The sequence below is a fragment of the Streptomyces sp. NK08204 genome (assembly GCF_020400585.1).
Lineage (GTDB): Bacteria > Actinomycetota > Actinomycetes > Streptomycetales > Streptomycetaceae > Streptomyces.
Genome location: NZ_JAINVF010000001.1, coordinates 480,071 through 499,563 on the forward strand (window position 1 = coordinate 480,071; position 19,493 = coordinate 499,563).

The 19,493-nt window shown below is 70.8% G+C and carries 15 protein-coding genes and 2 pseudogenes; 9 read left to right on the forward strand and 8 right to left on the reverse strand.

The window, feature by feature from the left end; all coding sequences use genetic code 11:
* Window positions 1-113 precede the first annotated feature (113 nt).
* The gene (locus tag K7G59_RS02050) at window positions 114-1,472 is read left to right on the forward strand and encodes a DMT family transporter (protein WP_225830027.1); all 1,359 of its coding nucleotides are present in this window, start codon (window positions 114-116) and stop codon (window positions 1,470-1,472) included.
* Here K7G59_RS02050 and K7G59_RS02055 read toward each other — a convergent pair.
* The gene (locus K7G59_RS02055; protein WP_225830028.1) at window positions 1,462-2,676 is read right to left on the reverse strand and encodes a transglycosylase family protein; all 1,215 of its coding nucleotides are present in this window, start codon (window positions 2,674-2,676) and stop codon (window positions 1,462-1,464) included. The genes K7G59_RS02050 and K7G59_RS02055 overlap by 11 nt on opposite strands.
* Before the next feature lie 266 nt (window positions 2,677-2,942).
* Between K7G59_RS02055 and gndA the strand changes: the two genes are divergently transcribed.
* Entirely contained in the window at window positions 2,943-4,382 is a 1,440-nt protein-coding gene (gene gndA, locus K7G59_RS02060; protein ID WP_225830029.1) for an NADP-dependent phosphogluconate dehydrogenase, read from the forward strand.
* Between the two features lie 308 nt (window positions 4,383-4,690).
* On the opposite strand, the gene K7G59_RS02065 is transcribed toward gndA, so the two are convergent.
* The 3 genes from K7G59_RS02065 to panD form a co-directional block, all read right to left on the reverse strand.
* A complete protein-coding gene (locus K7G59_RS02065; RefSeq protein WP_225830030.1) occupies window positions 4,691-5,365 on the reverse strand; it encodes an aspartate/glutamate racemase family protein in 675 nt (224 codons plus the stop codon).
* 459 nt (window positions 5,366-5,824) lie between these two features.
* A complete protein-coding gene (locus K7G59_RS02070; protein ID WP_225830031.1) occupies window positions 5,825-6,169 on the reverse strand; it encodes a GNAT family N-acetyltransferase in 345 nt (114 codons plus the stop codon).
* A gap of 32 nt (window positions 6,170-6,201) precedes the next feature.
* Entirely contained in the window at window positions 6,202-6,621 is a 420-nt protein-coding gene (panD, locus tag K7G59_RS02075; RefSeq protein WP_225830032.1) for an aspartate 1-decarboxylase, read from the reverse strand.
* A gap of 799 nt (window positions 6,622-7,420) precedes the next feature.
* Here panD and K7G59_RS02080 point away from each other — a divergent pair.
* The 4 genes from K7G59_RS02080 to K7G59_RS02095 all read left to right on the forward strand — a co-directional run bounded on the left by K7G59_RS02080 (window position 7,421) and on the right by K7G59_RS02095 (window position 10,900).
* Window positions 7,421-7,882, forward strand: coding sequence for a CBS domain-containing protein (locus K7G59_RS02080; protein ID WP_225830033.1), 462 nt, complete (start codon window positions 7,421-7,423; stop codon window positions 7,880-7,882).
* A 190-nt stretch (window positions 7,883-8,072) separates the two neighbouring features.
* A complete protein-coding gene (locus tag K7G59_RS02085; protein ID WP_225830034.1) occupies window positions 8,073-9,326 on the forward strand; it encodes a sodium:proton antiporter in 1,254 nt (417 codons plus the stop codon).
* A complete protein-coding gene (locus K7G59_RS02090; protein WP_225830035.1) occupies window positions 9,323-10,621 on the forward strand; it encodes an SLC13 family permease in 1,299 nt (432 codons plus the stop codon). The genes K7G59_RS02085 and K7G59_RS02090 overlap by 4 nt, the downstream gene beginning before the upstream one ends.
* A 75-nt stretch (window positions 10,622-10,696) precedes the next feature.
* Window positions 10,697-10,900 carry a hypothetical protein gene (locus K7G59_RS02095; RefSeq protein WP_225830036.1) on the forward strand — a complete coding sequence of 68 codons (204 nt, stop codon included), beginning with the start codon at window positions 10,697-10,699 and terminating at the stop codon, window positions 10,898-10,900.
* A gap of 562 nt (window positions 10,901-11,462) precedes the next feature.
* Here K7G59_RS02095 and K7G59_RS02100 read toward each other — a convergent pair.
* The 3 genes and pseudogenes from K7G59_RS02100 to K7G59_RS02110 all read right to left on the reverse strand — a co-directional run.
* Window positions 11,463-11,981, reverse strand: coding sequence for a hypothetical protein (locus K7G59_RS02100; protein ID WP_225830037.1), 519 nt, complete (start codon window positions 11,979-11,981; stop codon window positions 11,463-11,465).
* A 109-nt stretch (window positions 11,982-12,090) separates the two neighbouring features.
* Window positions 12,091-14,043: an amino acid transporter gene (locus K7G59_RS02105; RefSeq protein ID WP_225830038.1), complete on the reverse strand. Its 1,953-nt coding sequence runs from the start codon at window positions 14,041-14,043 to the stop codon at window positions 12,091-12,093.
* 291 nt (window positions 14,044-14,334) lie between these two features.
* Window positions 14,335-14,732, reverse strand: a pseudogene (locus K7G59_RS02110) (potassium-transporting ATPase subunit B); the annotation flags it as partial.
* 479 nt (window positions 14,733-15,211) lie between these two features.
* Here K7G59_RS02110 and K7G59_RS02115 point away from each other — a divergent pair.
* Window positions 15,212-16,624 carry a hypothetical protein gene (locus K7G59_RS02115; protein ID WP_225830039.1) on the forward strand — a complete coding sequence of 471 codons (1,413 nt, stop codon included), beginning with the start codon at window positions 15,212-15,214 and terminating at the stop codon, window positions 16,622-16,624.
* Here K7G59_RS02115 and K7G59_RS02120 read toward each other — a convergent pair.
* Complete coding sequence (locus K7G59_RS02120; protein ID WP_225830040.1) at window positions 16,621-18,195, reverse strand: Na+/H+ antiporter; 1,575 nt, start codon at window positions 18,193-18,195, stop codon at window positions 16,621-16,623. The two genes, K7G59_RS02115 and K7G59_RS02120, sit on opposite strands and share 4 nt — an antisense overlap.
* Window positions 18,196-18,432: 237 nt before the next feature.
* Between K7G59_RS02120 and K7G59_RS02125 the strand changes: the two are divergent.
* Together K7G59_RS02125 and kdpF are read left to right on the forward strand one after the other, a co-directional pair.
* Window positions 18,433-19,149, forward strand: a pseudogene (locus tag K7G59_RS02125) (histidine kinase); the annotation flags it as partial.
* 243 nt (window positions 19,150-19,392) lie between these two features.
* Complete coding sequence (gene kdpF, locus K7G59_RS02130) at window positions 19,393-19,482, forward strand: K(+)-transporting ATPase subunit F (RefSeq protein WP_009326374.1); 90 nt, start codon at window positions 19,393-19,395, stop codon at window positions 19,480-19,482.
* Window positions 19,483-19,493: the final 11 nt, after the last annotated feature.

The window sequence follows — 19,493 nt, forward strand, 5'->3', positions numbered from 1 at the left end:
CGTGCTCAGGTACGACGACGGGAACGGGCCCGGCGGGGCAGAGTGTTCACCATGAGAGCCGACCGTACGCCGCGCCGGGCCGAGGCCCCCCGCCGCACGCAAGGGAGACGCCGATGAGCGCCCTCGCCTTGTCCGTGCTGCTGTCGATCGTCTCTGCCCTCGCCTACGCGGGCGGAGCGATCGTGCAGGAGCAGGTCGCGGTGTCCGCCCCCGGCGGCCCGTCCATGCCGCTGCGCAGAGCCGGCTGGTGGGCGGCGCTGGCGCTGAACGGTCTCGGTGGTCTGCTGCACGTCGTGGCGCTCGCCTACGGCCCGCTCAGCCTGGTCCAGCCGCTGGGCGCGCTCACCATCGTCTTCGCACTGCCCATGGCGGCGCTGTTCGTCGGCCGCAGGGCCGGGGCGACCGCCTGGCGCGGTGCCTCGATGGCCACGGTCGGTCTCGCCGGCCTGCTGTCCCTCGTGGGCTCGTCCGACGCGCACTCCCTGGGCGGTGCCCAGCGGGTGGTCGTCGGGCTGGTCACCGGTGGGGCGGTCGTCGCGCTGATGTGCGCGGGCCGGGCCGTGCACCGGCACCCTGCGGTGCGCAGCGTGCTGCTCGCGACGGCCTCCGGCGTGGCCTTCGGCATGTCGTCGGTGTTCACCAAGTCCGTCGCCGTCGACTGGTCCGGCGGGGTGGGCCTCGGCGGTCTGCTCTGTCTCGCCGCGATCGCCGTGTTCGCGGTCGCCGGTGTCCTGCTGTCCCAGGCCGCGTACCAAGGTGGTGGACTGGCCGCACCGCTGGCCACGTTGACGGTGGTCAACCCGGTGCTGGCCGCCGCCGTCGGCATCCTGATGTTCGGCGAGACGTTCCGTTACGGCAGCACGGGCACCCTGCTCGCCCTGGGCTGCGGCGCGGTGGCGGCGGGCGGCCTGATCCTGCTGACCACGGAACGGATCGAGGGCACGCCGGCGCAGGAGGCGCAGACGGCGGCGGCCCAGACAGCGGCGGCGCAGACGACGGCGGTCACGGAGCCGGAGCCGGCCGCCGTCACGGTGCCGGAAGCGGGCGTCACGGCGCTGGAGGCCGAGGTTGCCGCGCTCGAGGCCGACGCCGCCGTGCAGGGGGCCGGCCTCTGCGCCGGGGGCGGTCTGCTCGACGTACCGGCGCAGCGAACGGCCGCGGAAGCGGGGGCGGCACAGGTGGAGCTGGAGCGGGCGGAGCTGGACCAGGCGGCGCTCGGACCGCACATGGGCCGGAACGGAGAACGGAACGGGGAACGGGGCGGAGAGCGGGGCGGAGAGCGGCGGGACAGGGACCGGAGCGGAGACCGGGGCAGGGAACGGGACGGTGGTGAGCCGCTCGCCCCCTCGGCTGTCTGCTCGCCCGTCCCCGTCCTCTGCTTCGCCCTCCCCGTCTGGCACGACCCGCTGTCCGAGGCCCAGCACATTCCGGCGCGGGCCGGGGACCGGGGCCGCACGCGGGTCAGATCCTGACGCCTCCGGCCCGGAGATAGGCGACCGGGTCGATGTCCGTGCCGAAGCCGGGCCCCGTCCGCACCTCGAAGTGCAGATGCGGGCCCGTGACGTTTCCGGTGGCCCCGGAGCGGCCGATGCGCTGCCCCGCGGACACGGTCTGCCCGGCGCGCACGGAGATGGCCGACAGGTGCCCGTACTGGGTGTAGTGGCCGTCGGCATGCCGGATCACCACCTGGTAGCCGTAGGACCCGCCCCAGCCCGCGGCCACCACGTGCCCGGCCCCCGCCGCCTTGACGGAGGTGCCCGTCGGCACGAGGAAGTCGATGCCGGTGTGGTAGCCCAGCGACCAGTGCGACCCGGCCTCGCGGTAGCCGGTGCCCAGGGGGGCGTGCACCGGGGCGACGAGCGCGTGTCCGCTGCCGGACGGCGCGTGCGGGGTGTGTGTCGTGTGTCCGGTGTGCTGCCCGGGGTGCCCTGTGTGCTTCTTCTTGTGCGACTTGGGCGTGGCGTGCGTCTCGGGCGCCGGAGCACCGGTGGCGCGCAGGCTGAGCCGCTGGCCCGGCAGGATCAGGTCGGGATCGGCGCCGATCGTCGCACGGTTGCCCGCGTACAGCCGCTGCCAGCCGCCCCGCACCTGGTGCTCGTCGGCGATGCCGGAGAGCGTGTCACCGCGCACCACCGTGTACATCTCGGCCCTGCCCGCACGGGACTGCGGTGTGGTCTGCGGCAGCACGTCCCGTACAGAGCTACGGGTGGTCCGCGCGGGCCGGGTGGCGGCGCTCTCGGTGTGCACGTCCGCGGTGCCGCCGGTGGGAGTCCCCTCGCTCGAACGGAGCTGCGAGTGCGGGAGGGTCAGCCCGGCGTGCACCGAGCACTCCGGCCAGGCGCCCGGCCCCTGCCCGTCGAGGACCTTCTCGGCGACGGCGATCTGCTCGCCCGGGGAGGCCAGGTCGGCGCGCGGCGCGTACCGGGTGCCACCGTACGCCTCCCACGTGGACTGGGTGAACTGCAGGCCGCCGTAATAGCCGTTGCCGGTGTTGATGCTCCAGTTGCCGCTGGACTCGCAGGCGGCGACCTTGTTCCAGGTGGCCGGGTCGGCGGCGTCGGCGCTGCCGGCGGCGACCAGCGGGATGGCGAGGCCGGCTCCGCCCACCGTGACGGTGAGTGAGGCGCGGTTGATCCTGTTCGGCTGGTACCGGCGATGCCGGCCGCGTACGGCCATGTCCGATTCCCCTCGGCATGCGTCAGGAGCCGCAAAAGTAAGCGCCACGAACAGGCCATGACAAGACGGAAACCCGCCCTCCTGGTCAGACCAACTGGCCGGGAAGAAACGTTCCTTGAGACGAACGGCGCCTCGGTCCGTACGTCACCCGTGGCGGGTCGTGCGTGCTACTGCCGGAGCGGCACGCCAGGATGGGCCCGGGCCCGCAGCGACGCAGCCGTGGTCACGGGGCAGCCAGACACACGAGGCAACCAGGAGCAGTCGGTATGAGCACTTCGGCGCAGATCGGCGTCACGGGGCTGGCGGTCATGGGCCGCAACCTCGCACGGAACTTCGCGCGCAACGGCTACACGGTCGCCGTGCACAACCGGACGGCGACGCGCACGCACGCGCTGGTGGCGGAGTTCGGGGACGAGGGGGACTTCGTCCCGGCCGAGACCGCGAAGGAGTTCGTGGCGGCGCTGGAACGCCCCCGCCGGCTCGTGATCATGGTGAAGGCCGGTGAGCCGACGGACGCGGTGATCCAGGAGTTCGCACCGCTGCTGGAGCCCGGTGACATGATCATCGACGGCGGCAACGCGCACTTCGCGGACACCCGGCGCCGGGAGCGGGAGCTGCGCGAGCAGGGCATCCACTTCGTCGGCACGGGCATCTCCGGCGGCGAGGAGGGCGCGCTGCACGGGCCGAGCATCATGCCGGGCGGTTCGGTGGAGTCGTACGCGTCCCTCGGCCCCATGCTGGAGAAGATCTCCGCGAAGGCGGCGGACGGCGCACCCTGCGTGACGCACGTGGGCCCGGACGGTGCCGGTCACTTCGTGAAGATGGTCCACAACGGCATCGAGTACGCCGACATGCAGCTGATCGGCGAGGCGTACCAGTTGCTGCGCGACGTCGCCGGGTACGCCCCCGCACAGATCGCGGAGATCTTCCGCACCTGGAACACCGGCCGCCTGGACTCGTACCTGATCGAGATCACCGCCGAGGTGCTGTCCCACGTGGACGCGGCGACCGGCCGTCCGTTCGTCGACGTGGTCGTGGACCAGGCCGAGCAGAAGGGGACCGGCCGCTGGACGGTGCAGATCGCGCTCGACCTGGGCGTCCCCGTGTCCGGCATCGCGGAGGCGGTGTTCGCGCGTTCGCTCTCGGGCCACGCGGCGCTGCGGGCCGCGTCCCGCGGGCTGGCCGGACCGAAGGCGTCCCCGCTCGGCGAGGCGGAGGCGGCGGCCTTCGCCGACCGGGTGGAACAGGCGCTGTACGCGTCCAAGATCGTGTCGTACACGCAGGGCTTCCACGAGATCGCCGCGGGCAGCGAGGAGTACGGCTGGGACATCGACCTCGGCCGGGTGGCCTCCATCTGGCGCGGCGGATGCATCATCCGCGCGGCCTTCCTGGACCGCATCCGCGCCGCGTACGACACCCGCCCCGACCTGCCGAGCCTGCTGGCGGACGAGACGTTCGCACAGGAGATCACGGCGGCGCAGGACGACTGGCGCGAGGTGCTGGTCGCGGCGACGCGGCAAGGGGTGCCGACGCCGGGCTTCGCGGCGGCACTGGCGTACTACGACGCGCTGCGCGCAGAACGCCTGCCCGCAGCGCTCACGCAGGGCCAGCGGGACTTCTTCGGGGCGCACACGTACCGCAGGGTGGACCGGGAGGGTTCGTTCCACACGCTGTGGGGCGGGAACCGGGCGGAGGTCACGGCCTGACCGGTTCCAGTGCCGGCTCCTCAGCTCAGGGGCGGCCCCGGTTCCGGGTTCGGCACGGGTTCCGGGCCCGGGGGGATCGGTGACGGTGACGGCTCCGGCGGACCCGGCGGGCCCGGCTGGGGCGGTGCCGGAGGCTGGGGCGGCGGGGCCGGCTCGGGGCCGGGAGGTGGCTCCGGGGGCGGGACCGGGGTGGGATACGGCTCCGGGGGGACGGGGCCGGGATGCGGGCTGGTCATGGTGTCCTCCGGCCGGTCGTGTGACGTCGCCTGTGGACTACTTCCCCGACTACCCGGCCCCCGCTCGCCCAGTCACCCGACGGCGCCGCCGAAGGAACCCGGGTGGGTGCGCACGGTGGCCACCGCCGCCGAGCCCGCGGCCAGTCCCGGGCCGGGGCTCGACAGCACCGGCACGCTGCCTGACGTCAGTCGCCCGGCGGGGGACATGGACACCTGGGCCAGGACGACCACATCGGTGTCGGCGTCGGTGAGGGCGTCGGCGGCGGCAGCGATCCGCCGTGCGGAGCCCTCGCTGTCCCCGGCCGCGAACAGATCCCACGCCCCGTCCACCACCAGGGTGGCGACGGAGACGGGCCGGCCCGCTCGCCGGGCCTCCTCCTCGATCAGCTCGGCGGTCGGGCCGAGGGTGCTGTCGAGGGTGGCGAGGACGGTGACACGGGGCCCAGCGGCCACGGCGGCGGCTGCCATGGGCCGGTCGACCCGCAGCACCGGAACACCGACCGCGCAGCCCTCGGCGACGGCGCCGATGGTGGAACAGGTACACAGCACCGCCCGCGCCCCCTCTGCCACGGCCGCCTCCAGAGCCTCCCGCACCCCGCCCACGACCGCACCGGTCCCCTCCCGCCGGGCCTGCTCCAGCAACTCCTCGCGGACGAGATGCCGCAGCTGCAGCCCTGGGTGGCCGATGTCACGCAGGGCGTCGAAGACCGGCACGTGAGCGGGTGATGTGTGCAGGAGGGCGAGCATGGGGGCGTCCAGCCTTCGGTGCGTCGGGGTGCGCGCGTGGTGGGGTAGGGGGTGAGCCGGGGCCGCGGGCCAGGGGCCGCGCGGGGACGGGCTCTGGGGCTGCGGGGCGTGGTGGCCGTATGACCGTGGAGCCCCAGGACGAGATGGCCGTATGACCGTGGAGCCGTGAGGCCCGGACGCCCGTAGAGCCGCAGCAGCGTGGAGCCGGGCGGCCGTAGGACGGTGAGGCCGGTGGATGCATGCGCAGGCCCGCTCGGCCGTGCGGCCACGGACCGCAGGACCGTGCGGCCACGGACCGCAGGACCGTGCGGCCACGGACCGCAGGACCGTGCGGCCACGGAATAGCAGAGCGCGGGGCCGCAGGCCCACAAGGCGGCTACAGAGCCGGGAGGCTGGGGAGTCCGGGGAGGCCTGGGAGGTCGGGGAGGCCGTCGAGCCGCAGCCCCCGGAGGCCCTGGGTCAGAACCGGTCGGGGTGGGCGGACACCCACTCCTGTGCCGCCTGCAGCAGCTTCGGGTCAGCCGGCGGGGCCACCTCGGGATGGCGTGCGGCCCAGCCGACGACGTACGGGCACAGCGGGGCCACCGGGATGTCCTCGCGCTCGGCGACGGCGTACAGCTCGCGGGCCAGCGACCCGGCGATGCCCTTGCCCTCGTGCGCCGGCTCCACGATCGTGTGGACCGGGACCAGGGCGCGCGCGGGCGACTCCAGTACGAAGTACTGGATGTGGCCGAGGACCTCACCCCCGTCGACAGCCTCCAGGCGGCCCGCCGCCCGGTCGTCGCGGATCTCGGTGTTGCTCATGGGCACGCACGCTCCTGGTCGTCGTCCGCCCGTCAGGCCGGTACGGCCTCCGGGCTGCGCTGCTGGTCGGAGCCGGGCACCGGCTCGGACGGATCGGCACCGAGGGACACGATCCGGTTGTCGCCGTCCACATGGACGACCCGCGGCTTCAGCTCCCGTGCCTCGGCGTCGGTGACCTGAGCGTAGCTGATGATGATCACCAGGTCCCCGGGATGCACGAGATGGGCGGCGGCCCCGTTGATCCCGATGACCCCGGACCCGCGCTCGCCCTCGATGACGTACGTCTCCAGACGGGCACCGTTGGTGATGTCGACGATGTGCACCAACTCGCCGGGCAGGAGGTCGGCGGCGTCGAGCAGGTCGGCGTCGATGGTCACCGATCCCACGTAGTGCAGGTCGGCCTGGGTGACGGTGGCTCGGTGAATCTTGGACTTGAACATGGTACGCAACATCGGGGCACTCCCACATATAGGCTCCCTGCCTGCGTTTTTGCAGGTCAAGGGCTGTTTCCACACCCTACAACGAGTCGCACGTCCGGGCAGCTTTCCCCAGGTTTCCCAGGACTCGTGCTGACCACCTGCTGACTTTTCTGATGCGTCGCCAGACGACTGAAAGAGGGTTTCGCACACTCTCCCGTCCCCCACCGCGACGACGGCACAAGCCTACGCAGCACCCTCTCAGGGGCATCCGTGATGACCGTCACTCGGGCGGTCTGGACGGCGGTCAGGGGCGAAGGCGGCCGGCCCGGGAGCCGGACCACGCGCCGTCATGGGTCGGCTGGCCCGAGCGCCTCCACACGGCCCCGCAGGTGGAGGCACCCGAGGTGCATCGAAGATCCTGAGTGCCGAACGGGCGCAGCGACACAGCAGCGGATCGCTGACAGCCGAACCTCAGCAGTTCCGCGAGGAGTTACGGTTCCAGGCCGCCGAGCGGTTCACCAGGGGCGAGGCGAGCTCGCTGATCACCGAAGACCTGCGTGTCAGTGTCCGGTCGGTGCAGCGATGGCGGCAGGCACGGGAGGAGGGTGGCCCGCGTGCCCTGCGGTCGCAGGGGCCGGCGTCGCCGCCGCGGCTGAGCGAGCAACGATTCACCGATCATCCCGCAGAGCAAGCGCAGCGTCCGCCGGCTCGCCTTGCCGCTGGCCGCGGCCACCGAGTGCCGCGGCCACTGACGCGAAATGGCGAAGCACCGACGGGCCAGGATGGTTGCCCCACAATGGCCGGGGGACACACAGCGAACCGGGAGTCGATCGTGCGGGCACGTGACTTGGCAGTGGAGTACGAGACCGTGAGCGTCGACACCGATGCGACGGCGGCGGCACGGCTGATGGCCGAGCGTCGACTGCCGGCGCTGCTGGTCGTCGATGAGAGGGGCGCACCGAAGGCGATCCTTCCCGCCTCACAGATGATCAAGATCTTGGTGCCGGCGTATGTGCTTGAGGACCCGACGCTGGCCGCCGTGGTGGACGAAGGCCATGCCGACCGGCTGTGCCAGGCTTTGAAGGGGCGTACGGTCCGCGACTGCCTGTCCAAGACCGTGCCCGCTCCGCCGGTGGCCGAGCCCGACGCGACCGCGCTGGAGGTCGCCGCGCTGATGGCCCAGGTCCGTAGTCCCCTGGTTGCGGTCGCGGAGCCGGTCGGGACCGGAACCCGGCTGCTCGGTGTGATCACCGCTTCCCATCTTCTGGAGCGGCTGCTCGTCGCCGCCTCCTGATGCACGAGGGGGTCCACGTCCCTGAGTGCCTCGTCGTTGCCGGGGTCCGGCAACGACGAGCCCTGATGGCTGCACATAAGTAATCTGTCAAAGATGCACCAAGAGTAGGTAAGGTTCCCCGTGGTGTGCCGGGAAGCCTGGTCGGCGAGCAGAGGACAGTTCTCTCTACTTCCGATCGGGGGCGTCTGCCATGGTGCTTGTGGCGGTGTTCGGTGCGGCGCTGTTGGTGGCGGTGCTGCTGTCGGGCCTGGCGGCCCGCACGGTGTTGTCCACCTCGCTGCTCTTCCTGGTGGGCGGCGCGTTCGTCGGTGATGGCTTCCTCGGGCTGATCCACATCACACCCGACAGCGAAATCGTGTCCGTCACCGCCGACCTGGCCCTGTTCGCGGTGCTGTTCACCGACGGCATGCACGTCTCGCTCCCCACGTTGCGAGCCGGCTGGCGGAACCCTGCACGCGCCCTGGGCCTGGGCATGCCGCTGGCTTTCGTGTTCATGGGGCTGGCCGCCCATTTCCTGGCGGGCCTGGACTGGACGACGTCGTTCCTGGTCGGAGCGGTCCTGGCACCCACCGACCCGGTGTTCGCCTCGGCGATCGTGGGCCGCATCGAAGTTCCAGCAAAACTGCGGCACTTGCTCAACGTGGAAAGCGGCATCAACGACGGGCTGGCCCTGCCGGTGGTCCTGATGCTGCTCGCGGCCGCCGGTCCCTCGGCCGGTACCGTGGACGCAGCCCCGGAGACGATCGCGGCCGAGCTGCTGCTGGGCCTGGTCTTCGGTATCGCCCTGCCGCTGGTCGTCAACGGCCTCGTGCGCTTCCGGCTCTTGGGCCCCGAGCCCAAGCTCCAGCCCCTGCTGCCGCTGGTGACCGGCGTGATCCTCTATGCGGCCTGCCACCTCACGCACGCCAACCCCTACCTGGCCGCCTTCTCCGCGGGCGCCGTGCTGGCCCATGTGTCACCGGAGGCGAAGGCGTCGTTCGAACCGCTGGGCCAGGCTCTGGCGGAGCTGGCGAAGTTCGCCGCGCTGCTGGTCTTCGGCGCGCTGCTGACTCCGCGGTTGTTCGGTGACCTGTCGCTCGGGGGGTACGCGGCAGTGGTCCTGGCGATCTTCCTGATCCGCCCGGCCTCGCTGCTGCTGTCCCTGATCGGTACGCCTGTCTCCCGGCGGGAGAAGCTGGTGGCGGCCTGGTTCGGCCCGAAGGGCTTTGCCTCGGTGGTGTACGGGCTGCTGGTGCTGCAGTCCGGGATCCCGGGGGCGAAGGAGGCGTTCACCCTCATCGCCGTCTGCATCGCCTTCTCGATCATCGCCCACAGCTCCACCGACGTGCCCATCGCCCGCGCGTTCGACGTCGAGGACCTGGCCGGCGTCCCGGCCGGGGACGACGAGGCAGGCACAGCGCAACGTGAGCCCGCCCGAACTGCAGGAGGAATCGGAGGACCATGAGCGACTGGCACAGCTGGGCGGCGATCGTCGTCTTCGTCGGCGCGTACACCTTGATCATCAGCGAGAAGATCCACCGCGTCGCCGTGGCTCTGGGCGGCGCGGGCCTGATGCTGGCGATCGGGGCGACCGATGACATCTCGGCGTTCTACTCCGAGGACTCCGGCATCGACTGGAACGTCATCTTCCTGCTGATGGGCATGATGATGATCGTCGGTGTACTGAAGAAGACCGGCATGTTCGAGTACCTGGCGATCTGGGCGGTCAAGCGGGCCCAGGCAAAACCGTTCCGCGTCATGGCGATGCTCGTCCTCATCACCGCGGTGGCCTCCGCGCTGCTCGACAACGTCACCACGGTCCTGCTGGTCGCCCCGGTCACCTTGCTGGTGTGCGAGCGCCTGGCGCTGCCCTCCGCGCCGTTCCTCATCGCCGAGGTCATGGCCTCGAACATCGGCGGAACCGCGACGCTGGTCGGTGACCCGCCGAACATCATCATCGCCAGCCGGGCGGGCCTGACCTTCAACGACTTCCTCGTCCACCTCGCCCCACTCGCCGCTGTGCTCGTGGTCGTCCTTCTCGTGCTGTGCCGGGTGATGTTCCGCCGGTACTTCGTCTACGACGAGGACCGTGCCGCCGAGATCATGGCCCTGGAGGAACGCGAGGCCATCAGGGACCCGCGGCTCATGGTCCAGGGACTGATCGTGCTGGCCCTGGTCGTAGCCGGCTTCGTCCTGCATCCGGTGCTGCACTACGCACCGAGCATCGTCGCCCTCCTTGGCGCCGGACTGCTGGTCGCGGTTGCCGCCCTGGAGACGCACGACGTTCTCGCCGAGGTGGAGTGGCCCACGCTCGCCTTCTTCGCCGGCCTGTTCATCATGATCGGCGGACTCATCGACACCGGCGTCGTCAGCGAGATCTCCCGACAGCTGGCCGACGCCATCGGCGGCAACCAACTCGGCGGCTCCATGACACTGCTCGGCGGCTCGGCGGTCCTGTCCGGCATCGTCGACAACATCCCGTACGTCGCCACCATGGCGCCGATCACCAGCGACCTCGTCCGCGACATGGGCGGCTCCAGCGACCACGTCCTGTGGTGGGCACTCGCACTTGGTGCGGACCTGGGCGGCAACGCCACCGCGATCGGCGCTTCCGCCAACGTAGTCGTCCTCGGCATCGCCGAACGCAACCGACAGCCCATCTCCTTCTGGCAGTTCACCAAGTACGGTCTCATCGTCACGGCCGTGACCGTGGTCATCTCGCTGGGCTATGTGTGGCTGCGCTACTTCACCTTTACCTGACCTGGTCAGGAGAAGGTGAAGACGTCAGTGCCACCGGAGCCTCCCGGCATGCCCCGGGAGGAATACGGTGGAAGCGTGCGTAAGATCACCGAAGCCGCCTTCCGCTTCCCCACGGTCACATGCACAGCCGCCCTCGTCCTGCTTGCCGGCCTCTGGGCGCTGACGCTCCTGGAGTCGTCGAAACACCACCGGATTGCCCAGCGCACCGGGGCCGACCCGCTGGATGCGACCGGAACCCCGGTGATCCCTGCGGCATCACTTGTCATCGTCCTTGCCTGAGTCCTGAGTCCCGGCGGCGCCCTGCCGCTGCGCCGCACCGAGCTTCCCAACCCTTCGGGACGGTGGTGACCGTTCTCCTCCTGGTGACCTCGCTCGTGCTGGCCGCCCTGGCCACCCGCCTCGTGACGCGGACGTGGCGCCGCCTGCACGGCTGACTTGGCGGCCACATCGCCGGAAGGCGGCATCAAGAGCACGTACAGCTTGCCGGGACACGGCAGTGAAGCGGCCCGCCTCGCCATGTCAGGATTCCGTCAATCCGGAGGCCAGTGACGGGCGAGAGGGGGCAACACGCATGGCCTGGTTCTCGGACTGGTCATCACGGGGGTCATGCACCTCGCCCTGTCGCTGGGGCTTCGACGGCTGCTGGACGGCGCGTTCGACATCGCGATCGCGCTGGGCGGCAGCTTCAACCGGGGGCTGCCCTGCCGGTCGTCACCGGTTTCCGGCGACGAGACAGCGGGCGAGGACGGGCGCGTGGGCGCCACCGCTGTCGGCAGAGGTGACCACCCCCGGGAGGCGTGCAGCGGTACAGCGGTACCGCGTGCGTGGCGCTCGGGTGAGGTCAGGAGAGTCCCGACGCCCGGAGGACCGCCTGCAGCGCCTCGCCGTCGATACGGTGGCCCAGCCGTTCCAGGACCTCGGCTCCCTGACGCAAGGTGCCGCGTTCCACGGAGCGGCGGACGCCCGTGTCGAGTTCGTGCCAGAGCAGCGGATTGGCGGCGAGGACGCGGGGGTCGAGTTCCAGCCGGTTGCCGTGGACGTCGCGCAGGACCAGGTGCGAAGAGACGCCGTCGTATTGCCGGACTGTCATCAGCCCGTCGGTGCGTACCATGCGCCGGCGCCAGGGCGTGCGGACCGCCAGCCAGCCGGGGCCCGCACTCACCCGCTGGGGAAGCAGGACGGCGCACACCGCGGCCGACAGGGTGAACCAGAGCAGGGCGCGCAGGGGCGTCAGGGTGTCGGCGTCCCAGTCGACCAAAAGGCTCAGGGCGCAGAACAGCAAGGCACAGCTCACCGCGAGCCGGGCGCTGCCACGCCAGTGGCGGTCGCCGGCCGAGCCTGGCGGTCCGCTCCGTCGCATGACGCCGACGCTAGGCGCCCGCACCCGGTGCGGCGACCGCTGCTTACGGGCTCCTGACGCGTACGGGCGAATCTTGACGGGATCCTGACGCGGCCGCCGGAGCCGGTCCTCAGCCGGTGTGCACGCGCGGGCGGATTTCCCGGTTCGGCTCGGCCTCGCGCAGTACCTCTCGGGTGACCGGGGCGACCTCGCCCTGGCCGAAGAGGAAGAAGCGGAGGAAGTTGGCGAAGGGGTTGCCCTCGGTCCACTCGAAGTAGATGTGGGGGGTGCAACCGGTCATGTCCCGGGCGTGCAGGACGAGGGCGGCCAAGGCGTTGGGGATGGAGGAGGACTCCATGGTCAGGACGCGGTAGCGGTCGTGCAGGACCTCACCGCGGACGGTCAGGCTCTCCTCCTCGAACTCGGAGGGGTCGGTGACCGTGACCTCGACGAAGACGAAGTCCTCCTGCTCGGGCATGTCGTTGTCGGCCCGGATCTGCTCGACCTTGTCGCGGTACTCGGCCTTGTCGCGCTGGTCCGGCTCGTTGGCGATGAAGCGGAGCTTGCGGCTGGCCATGTCCCGGATGAATCGTTCCGCCATCGGGTCCAGCTCGACCTGCGTGACGCGCAGCTCGAAGGCGCGGGCCAGCCGGGACAGCAGCGAGACCAGGATGATGGCGACGATGAAGCAGGCACCGATCTTCACACCGTCCGGGCGCTCGACGATGTTGGCGCCGGTGACGTAGAGCAGCACCGCGGTCACCATCGAGAAGCCGATGAGCCACCCGCGCTGGCCGGCCCGGTGGGCGGCGATGGCCACCGCGATCGAGGCCGAGGACATCAGGACCAGCACACCCGTGGCGTAGGCGCCGCCCTGGGCGTCGACACTCGCGTCGAAGAGCCAGGTGATCAGGAAGGAGATCAGGGTGAAGACGATCACCATGGGGCGCACGGCGCGCGCCCACTGCGGGGCCATGCCGTAGCGCGGCAGGTAGCGGGGCATGAGGTTGAGCAGGCCGGCCATGGCGGAGGCGCCGGCGAACCACAGGATGGCGATGGTGGAGATGTCGTAGACCGTACCGAAGGTGCCACCGAGGTACTCGTGCGCCATGTAGGCGAGCGCGCGGCCGTTGGCCTGGCCGCCCGTCTTGAACTCCTTCGCCGGGATGAGCACCGTGGTGATGAAGCTGGTGGTGATCAGGTAGATGCTCATGATCACAGCGGCGGTGGTCAGCAGCTTCCTGGTGTCCCGGACCCGGCCCTTGGGGTTCTCCTCGGTGTCGTCGGGGTCTCCCTGGATGTGCGGCATGACCGCGACGCCGGTCTCGAAGCCGGACACGCCGAGGGCCAGCTTCGGGAAGACCAGCAGAGAGACGCCGATCATGGCGAAGATGTTCCCGTGCTCGGCGGTCAGGCCGTTCGTCCAGTCGGTGACCACATGGCCCGCCGTGACCACGTGCCACAGACCGACGGCCACCACGACCGCGTTCAGGCCCAGGTAGGCCACCACCAGGACGACCGCGACACCGATCGCCTCCATGAAGCCCTTGAGGAACACCGCGCCCAGCAGGGCGACGAGGAACAGCGTGACCAGCATCTGCTGGTTGTGCAGCAGGCTGTTCATGTGCGGGTTCTCCACCAGGTGGGTGGAGGCGTCGGCCGCGGACAGAGTGATGGTGATGATGAAGTCGGTGGCGGCGAAACCGAGCAGCGCGAGGACGAACAGCTTGCCCTTCCAGAAGGACAGCAGCCGCTCCAGCATCGCGATCGAGCCCTCACCCCGGGGGCTCTCCACGGCCACCCGGCGGTAGACCGGCAGAACGCCGAAGAGGGTGACCACGACGAGCACGACGGTGGCCACCGGAGACAGCAATCCGGCTGCCAGCGCTGCGATGCCCGGCTGGTAGCCGAGGGTGGAGAAGTAGTCCACACCGGTCAGGCACATCACCCGCCACCAACGCTGCCCCGCGTGCGGCGCACCCGCCTCGGCGTACGGCCCCTGCTGGTGTCCCGCCCTCTCGGACAGACCCTCCAGCATCCACGTCCGCAATCGGCTCGGCTGCGGGTGTTCGGTGGCGGTCATGGACGAGTTCTCCAGGTGTGCGGCTCAGCGGCTCAGTCGGGGTCCGGCCGTCCCTCGGACGGCGGCATCAGCTAAGCAGAGAGTCGCCCATCGGCCCGTGAGCGATCTCACCGAGCGCGTCAAGCTTCCGTTAAGACCGTCCGGGCCACAACCGCCGGCACATCAGGATCAAGAGGCAACCACTGCGCGGGCGCAGGTTCGGTTGTTCAGGGGAGCGCGCCGGCCAGGTCGTGTCAGTGGCGGAGATCCAGTGTCATGCCGAAGAGCGGTGCGGGCGGTGGCCGGGTCGGTGCCGTAGCTCCAGTGCAGGAGCCTTAGCGCCACGGTGTCCGTACGGGCCCTGCGCAGGGACTCCGCCTGCGCCTCGCCGCGGCCCTCTGCGACCGCCTCGGCCAGGTTGGCGAAGACGACCGTCAGCCACAGCCACAGGCTGATGACCCGGGTGAAAACGGTGGATGGAGCAACGCCGACAGGGTGGTCAGCACCGCGCCCACGGACACCACGAACAGGACCGGGTTTCGGACCAGGGTGCGCGGATGCAGCTTGCGTAGTGCCTCGGGAAGGCAGCGGAGGAGTTGGGCGGGTTCGAACAGCCCGCTCGGAGCGTGGCGTCTCGCCCGTTCCGTTCTGGTCCGGGGCGGCCGTTGGGGACTTGAGCGTGGGGCTTGTTGGGGGGCGGCGGGAAGCATGGACACCTTTGTGCCGTGACGGTGGACAGGGACTGTTGCCGCGGTCCGTGCGGTGCCGGCGATGAGGCGACGACAAGCGTCCTGCGCGGGTGCGTGCCCCCTCCAACCCGGCTCGCCGCCACAACCACCCAGTCCGGCAGGGAATTTGCGGCGCCCATACGGCCAGGCCCGAGGCGCCGTCAAAGTCCCGTCAAACAAAGCCGAGCAGCCGTCAGAAACCCGTCAAGAACGGCCAGGGGTGTCCGAAACCGGACGCAGACTGATCGGCGACGGGGGGACGGGCGACCGTCCGTGGCCTGAACGTTGGAGGGACCGTGACTCTCACGGCCGGAACGACGCAGGGTCCTGGGACCGAGGGGACCGCCGCGACGCCACGAGGAGGGGATGTCGTCCAGCCCGGGGGCAGCCCCGGACCGCGGAGACGAGGGATTCCGCGGCCGGCCGGACCGGGTCCGAGGCTGCGCCTGCGGCGGCAGGCCGTGGCCGCGCGGGCCGCCCTGCGCCGTCGCTTCTGGGCCACCGTGCCCGCGCAGCTGCGCCTTCTGCGCGCGGCCACGCTCCTGCTCGCCGCCGCCGTAACCATCCTGCTGCTCGTCGCCGGGCTCGCCGCACGCGGCACCTGGAACAGCGTGGCCGGACGGGACGCGCCACGCACCACCAGCGCCGCCGACCTCAACCTCGCCCTGAACGACATGGACGCCCAGGCCGCCAACGTCCTGCTGTCCAACGGGGACGCGGGCAAAGGGCGCCTGGTGACGCCATACGAGAAGGCGGTCGGCTTCTACGGCGACGCCCGGCGGGAGATCGGGCACGATCTGCGGACCCTCGCCGTCGCGGCGCAGGGCAACCGGTCCGACGAGAAGACCGTCGAGAACCTGACCGACGACTTCGCCGAGTACCAGGAGCTGATCGGACGGGCCCTGGAGAACGACGGGCACACCGGCGGCAAGCCGGCCGCTCTGGCCGACTACCGCAAGGCGACCGACCTGCTCCAGGAGAGACTCCTGCCCGCGTCACGCAGTCTGGTCGCCTCCAACGATCGTGCCTTCGACGCGGAGTACAGCGCGGCGCGTTCCACTCTCGCCGCGCAGCTCGCCGCCACCGCCGCGCTGGGGGTACTCCTGCTCGGCGTGCTCGGAGTCATGCAGTGGTATCTGGCCCGCCGCTTCCACCGGATCCTGAACCCCACACTCCTCGCCGCCACCCTGTCCACGCTGCTCGCGGTGATCCTCGGCGCACAGATGCTGACATCCTCGTCCGAGGACCTGCGCGGCGCCCGCCGTGACGCCTTCGACTCCGTGGTCGCGCTCTCCCGCGCGCGGGCCATCGCCTACGACGCCAACGCCGACGAGAGCCGCTACCTCCTCGACCAACAGCGCCGCGAGCAGTACGAGGATGCGTTCCTCGTCAAGTCGCAGCAGCTGTATGGCCTGAAGGGCACCACGATGTCGACGTACGATGCGGAGCTGGCCGCCACCTGGCAGGCGTACAAGCGCGACCACCACGACCTGCGCTTCACCGGGGAGTTCCGGCGCGAGCTGGACAACATCACCTTCCCCGGCGAGCGGGCCGCGGGCGAGAAAACCGTGGAGACGTACGCGGTCTACCAGCGCGACGACCGCAAGATCCGCACGCTCGTGGCGCAGGGCAAGGCACAGCAGGCCGTGGCCTTCTGCATCAGCTGGGAGCCGGGCATGTCCAACGCCCACTTCGGCGCGTGGATGGCCGCCCTGGACCAGCTCACCCGCATCAACCGTGCCCATTTCGCGTCGTCGGTACAGGACGGCCGCTCGGCGGTGAGCGGCCTGCTTCCCTGGGCGGGCGGATTGCTGCTCGCGGCAATGGTGCTCACCCTGCTCGCACTGCGCCCCCGGCTGGCCGAGTTCCGTTAGGCATCCGCCAGCCGTGCCTCTTCCAGGTCCAGGGACCGCTGGAGCCGGCGGCGGGTGGTGTCGCTGATGCGGTGGGCGTCGTACAGGCGCTGCAGTTCCTCGGTCTCCACGGCGATCAGGTCGCGGCGCAGCTGGCGGTAGACCAGGTCGGCGGACTCGGTGGCCACGGCGCTGCCGTCGCGTTCGGCGAGGCGGTCGCTGGCATCGTCCAGGCGCGCGGTCAGGCCACGGCGGAGCCGGTCGACGACGATGTCGGGGACGGCCTCCAGCTCCGCCAGCTCCTCCAGGCGGGCGAGTCCGGCGTGGGCGAGACGGGAGCGGGCTTCGACCTCCTCGCGTTCGGTGTGGGCGGGCTCCAGGGCGATGCCGGAGGCGCGGACGACGGGGGCGAGGGTGAAGCCCTGCCCCACGAGCGTGACGACCACCACCGAGGTGGTCAGGACCAGGACCAGAGGGCGGTCGGTGAGCGGGCTGCCGTTCTTCGCCACCTCGGGGATGGACAGCGCGGCGGCCAGCGGCATCACCCCCCGTGTGCCGGCCCACGTCAGCACGACCGGCAACCGCCAGTTCAGCCGGCTGATGCCGCCCCTGCGCTGCACGACCGCCGACAGCGGGGCGAGCCACAGCAGGCGCACGGCGATAAGCGTGGTGGCGACGGCGAACGCGTACAGGGGCCATGCCCGGTCGCCGTCGGCCAAGGCTCGCACCTCCGCGGGCAGCGCCAGCCCGATCAGCGAGAAGACCACGCTCTCCAGCAGGAAGACCACCGTGCCGTACACGGCGTGCAGTTGGAGGCGTATACGGGCGTTGGTGAGCCGGTCGCCCCGGCCGCCCAGGATCACCCCGGCGACCACGCAGGACGTCACCCCGGAGGTGTGCGCCGCCTCCGCCAGGAGATAGGACGCGTATGGGGTGACCAGCGCGATCACCGATTCCAGCACCGGGTCCTCGGTGCGCCGCCGGATCAGCGTGATCACTCCGGCCACCGCTGCTCCGATCACCGTGCCGCCGCCGGCCAGCAGCAGGAACTCGCCGCTCGCCGCGCCCCAGTTCGCCGCCGCGGACGCGATGGCGATGCTCACCGCGACCCGGACCAGCACCAGGGAGGTGGCGTCGTTGAACAGGCTCTCCGCCTGGACAAGGACCTGCACCTTCGGGGGAAGGGCGAGCCTGCGGCCGAGCGCGGTCACCGCCACCGGGTCGGTGCTCGCCAGGACCGCGCCCAGCACGAACGCCATCTGCCAGGACAACGGGGTGACCAGGACAGCGACCGCGCCGACGGCCGCCGCGGAGGCGAGGACCAGGCCGATGGCGAGGATCCCGACCGGTTTCCACACCGCGCGCAGCTCCCGCCAGGGCATGTCCTCGGCACTCGCGTACAGCAGCGGCGGCAGCACGACCAGCCCGATGATCTCGGGGCTGATCTGGATCTCGGGGGTGCCCGGCAGCAGTGCCACGGCGAGACCGGCGACGACCAGCAGGGAGGGGGCGGGTATGCGCCAGCGGCGCGCGAAGGTTGCCACCACGGTGGCCAGAATGACCAACGCGAGAACTGTACCGACGCTGCGCATGCCGTCCCCCTGGGGCTGAAAAAAGGGGCCACCCTGGCTCCCCCGCCGACCAGACTTCCCGGCACACCGCCTTCACCCTATCTGCCCCGTTCGTATCAAGACGGTGTCAAGGTCTGCGGGAACGGCGCCAAGGGATCGCCAACGCTCGCCCCTGATCCCTTGCCGAGGGGCTTCATTGGAGGAATCCCGTTTCTGCGGCGGAGCAGAGGACCGAGTGAGCGGAGCGCGTCGGCGGCGATGAGTGACGTAAGTCCCGGACGACTGAAGGTCTACCTCGGTGCGGCACCGGGGTCGGCAAGACCTACCGGATGCTCGACGAGGGGCGGCGCCGTGCCTCGCGCGGAGCCGACGTGGTGGTGGGCTTCGTCGAGTGCACGGTCGCCAGCACACGGAGACCATGATCGATGGCCTTGAGGTCGTCCCCCGTGCCCGCTGCACCTATCGCGGTGGCGGCTTCGAGGAGATGGACCTGGCCGCGGTGCTGGCCCGGCGGCCGCAGGTCGCGGTCGTGGACGAGTGCGCCGACAGCAACGTGCCGGGCGACGGCAGGAACCCCAAGCGGTGGCAGGACATCGAGGAACTCCTCGCCGCGGGCGTCGACGTCATCACCGCGGTGAACATCCAGCACCTCGAATCCCTCAACGACGTGGTCGAGAAGATCACCCACGTCCCGCAGCACGAGACCGTGCCCGACGAGGTCGTACGCCGCGCCTGGCAGATCGAACTGGTCGACATGCCCCCGAGAGCCTGCGCCGCCGGATGGCGCACGGCAACATCTACGCCGAGAAGATCGACGCGACCCTCGCCAACTACTTCCGGCCCGGCAACCTCACCGCCCTGCGGCAGCCGGCCCTGCTGTGGGTGGCCGACCGGGTGGACGAGGCGCTCCAGGAGTACCGCTCGCAGCACGGCATCGGCGGGGTGTGGGAAACCCGGGAACGGGTCGTCGTCGCATGCGTGTGGGTTACCGGCCGGTAGGGATCATCGGTCGTAAGAGTTCCGTCAAAGCCGCGGGTGCAGCCGTAAGAGGGCCGTCAACGGGTGACCGGATCCGGCCAGAGAAGCGGTTTCCTTCTAACCGTCCTTGTTCCGCCCCGAACCTCTTCAGGAGTTCACGATGGCCGATCTGGCCTTCGTCGTCATAACCATCGCGGTCTTCGCGCTGGTGGCCCTCGTCGCCCGGGGGGTGACGAAGCTGTGACCGCCGAGAACGTCGTCGGCCTGGTCGTGGCCGTCGCCCTGCTGGGTTACCTCGTCCTCGCCCTGATCTTCCCGGAGAGGTTCTGACTGTGACATCA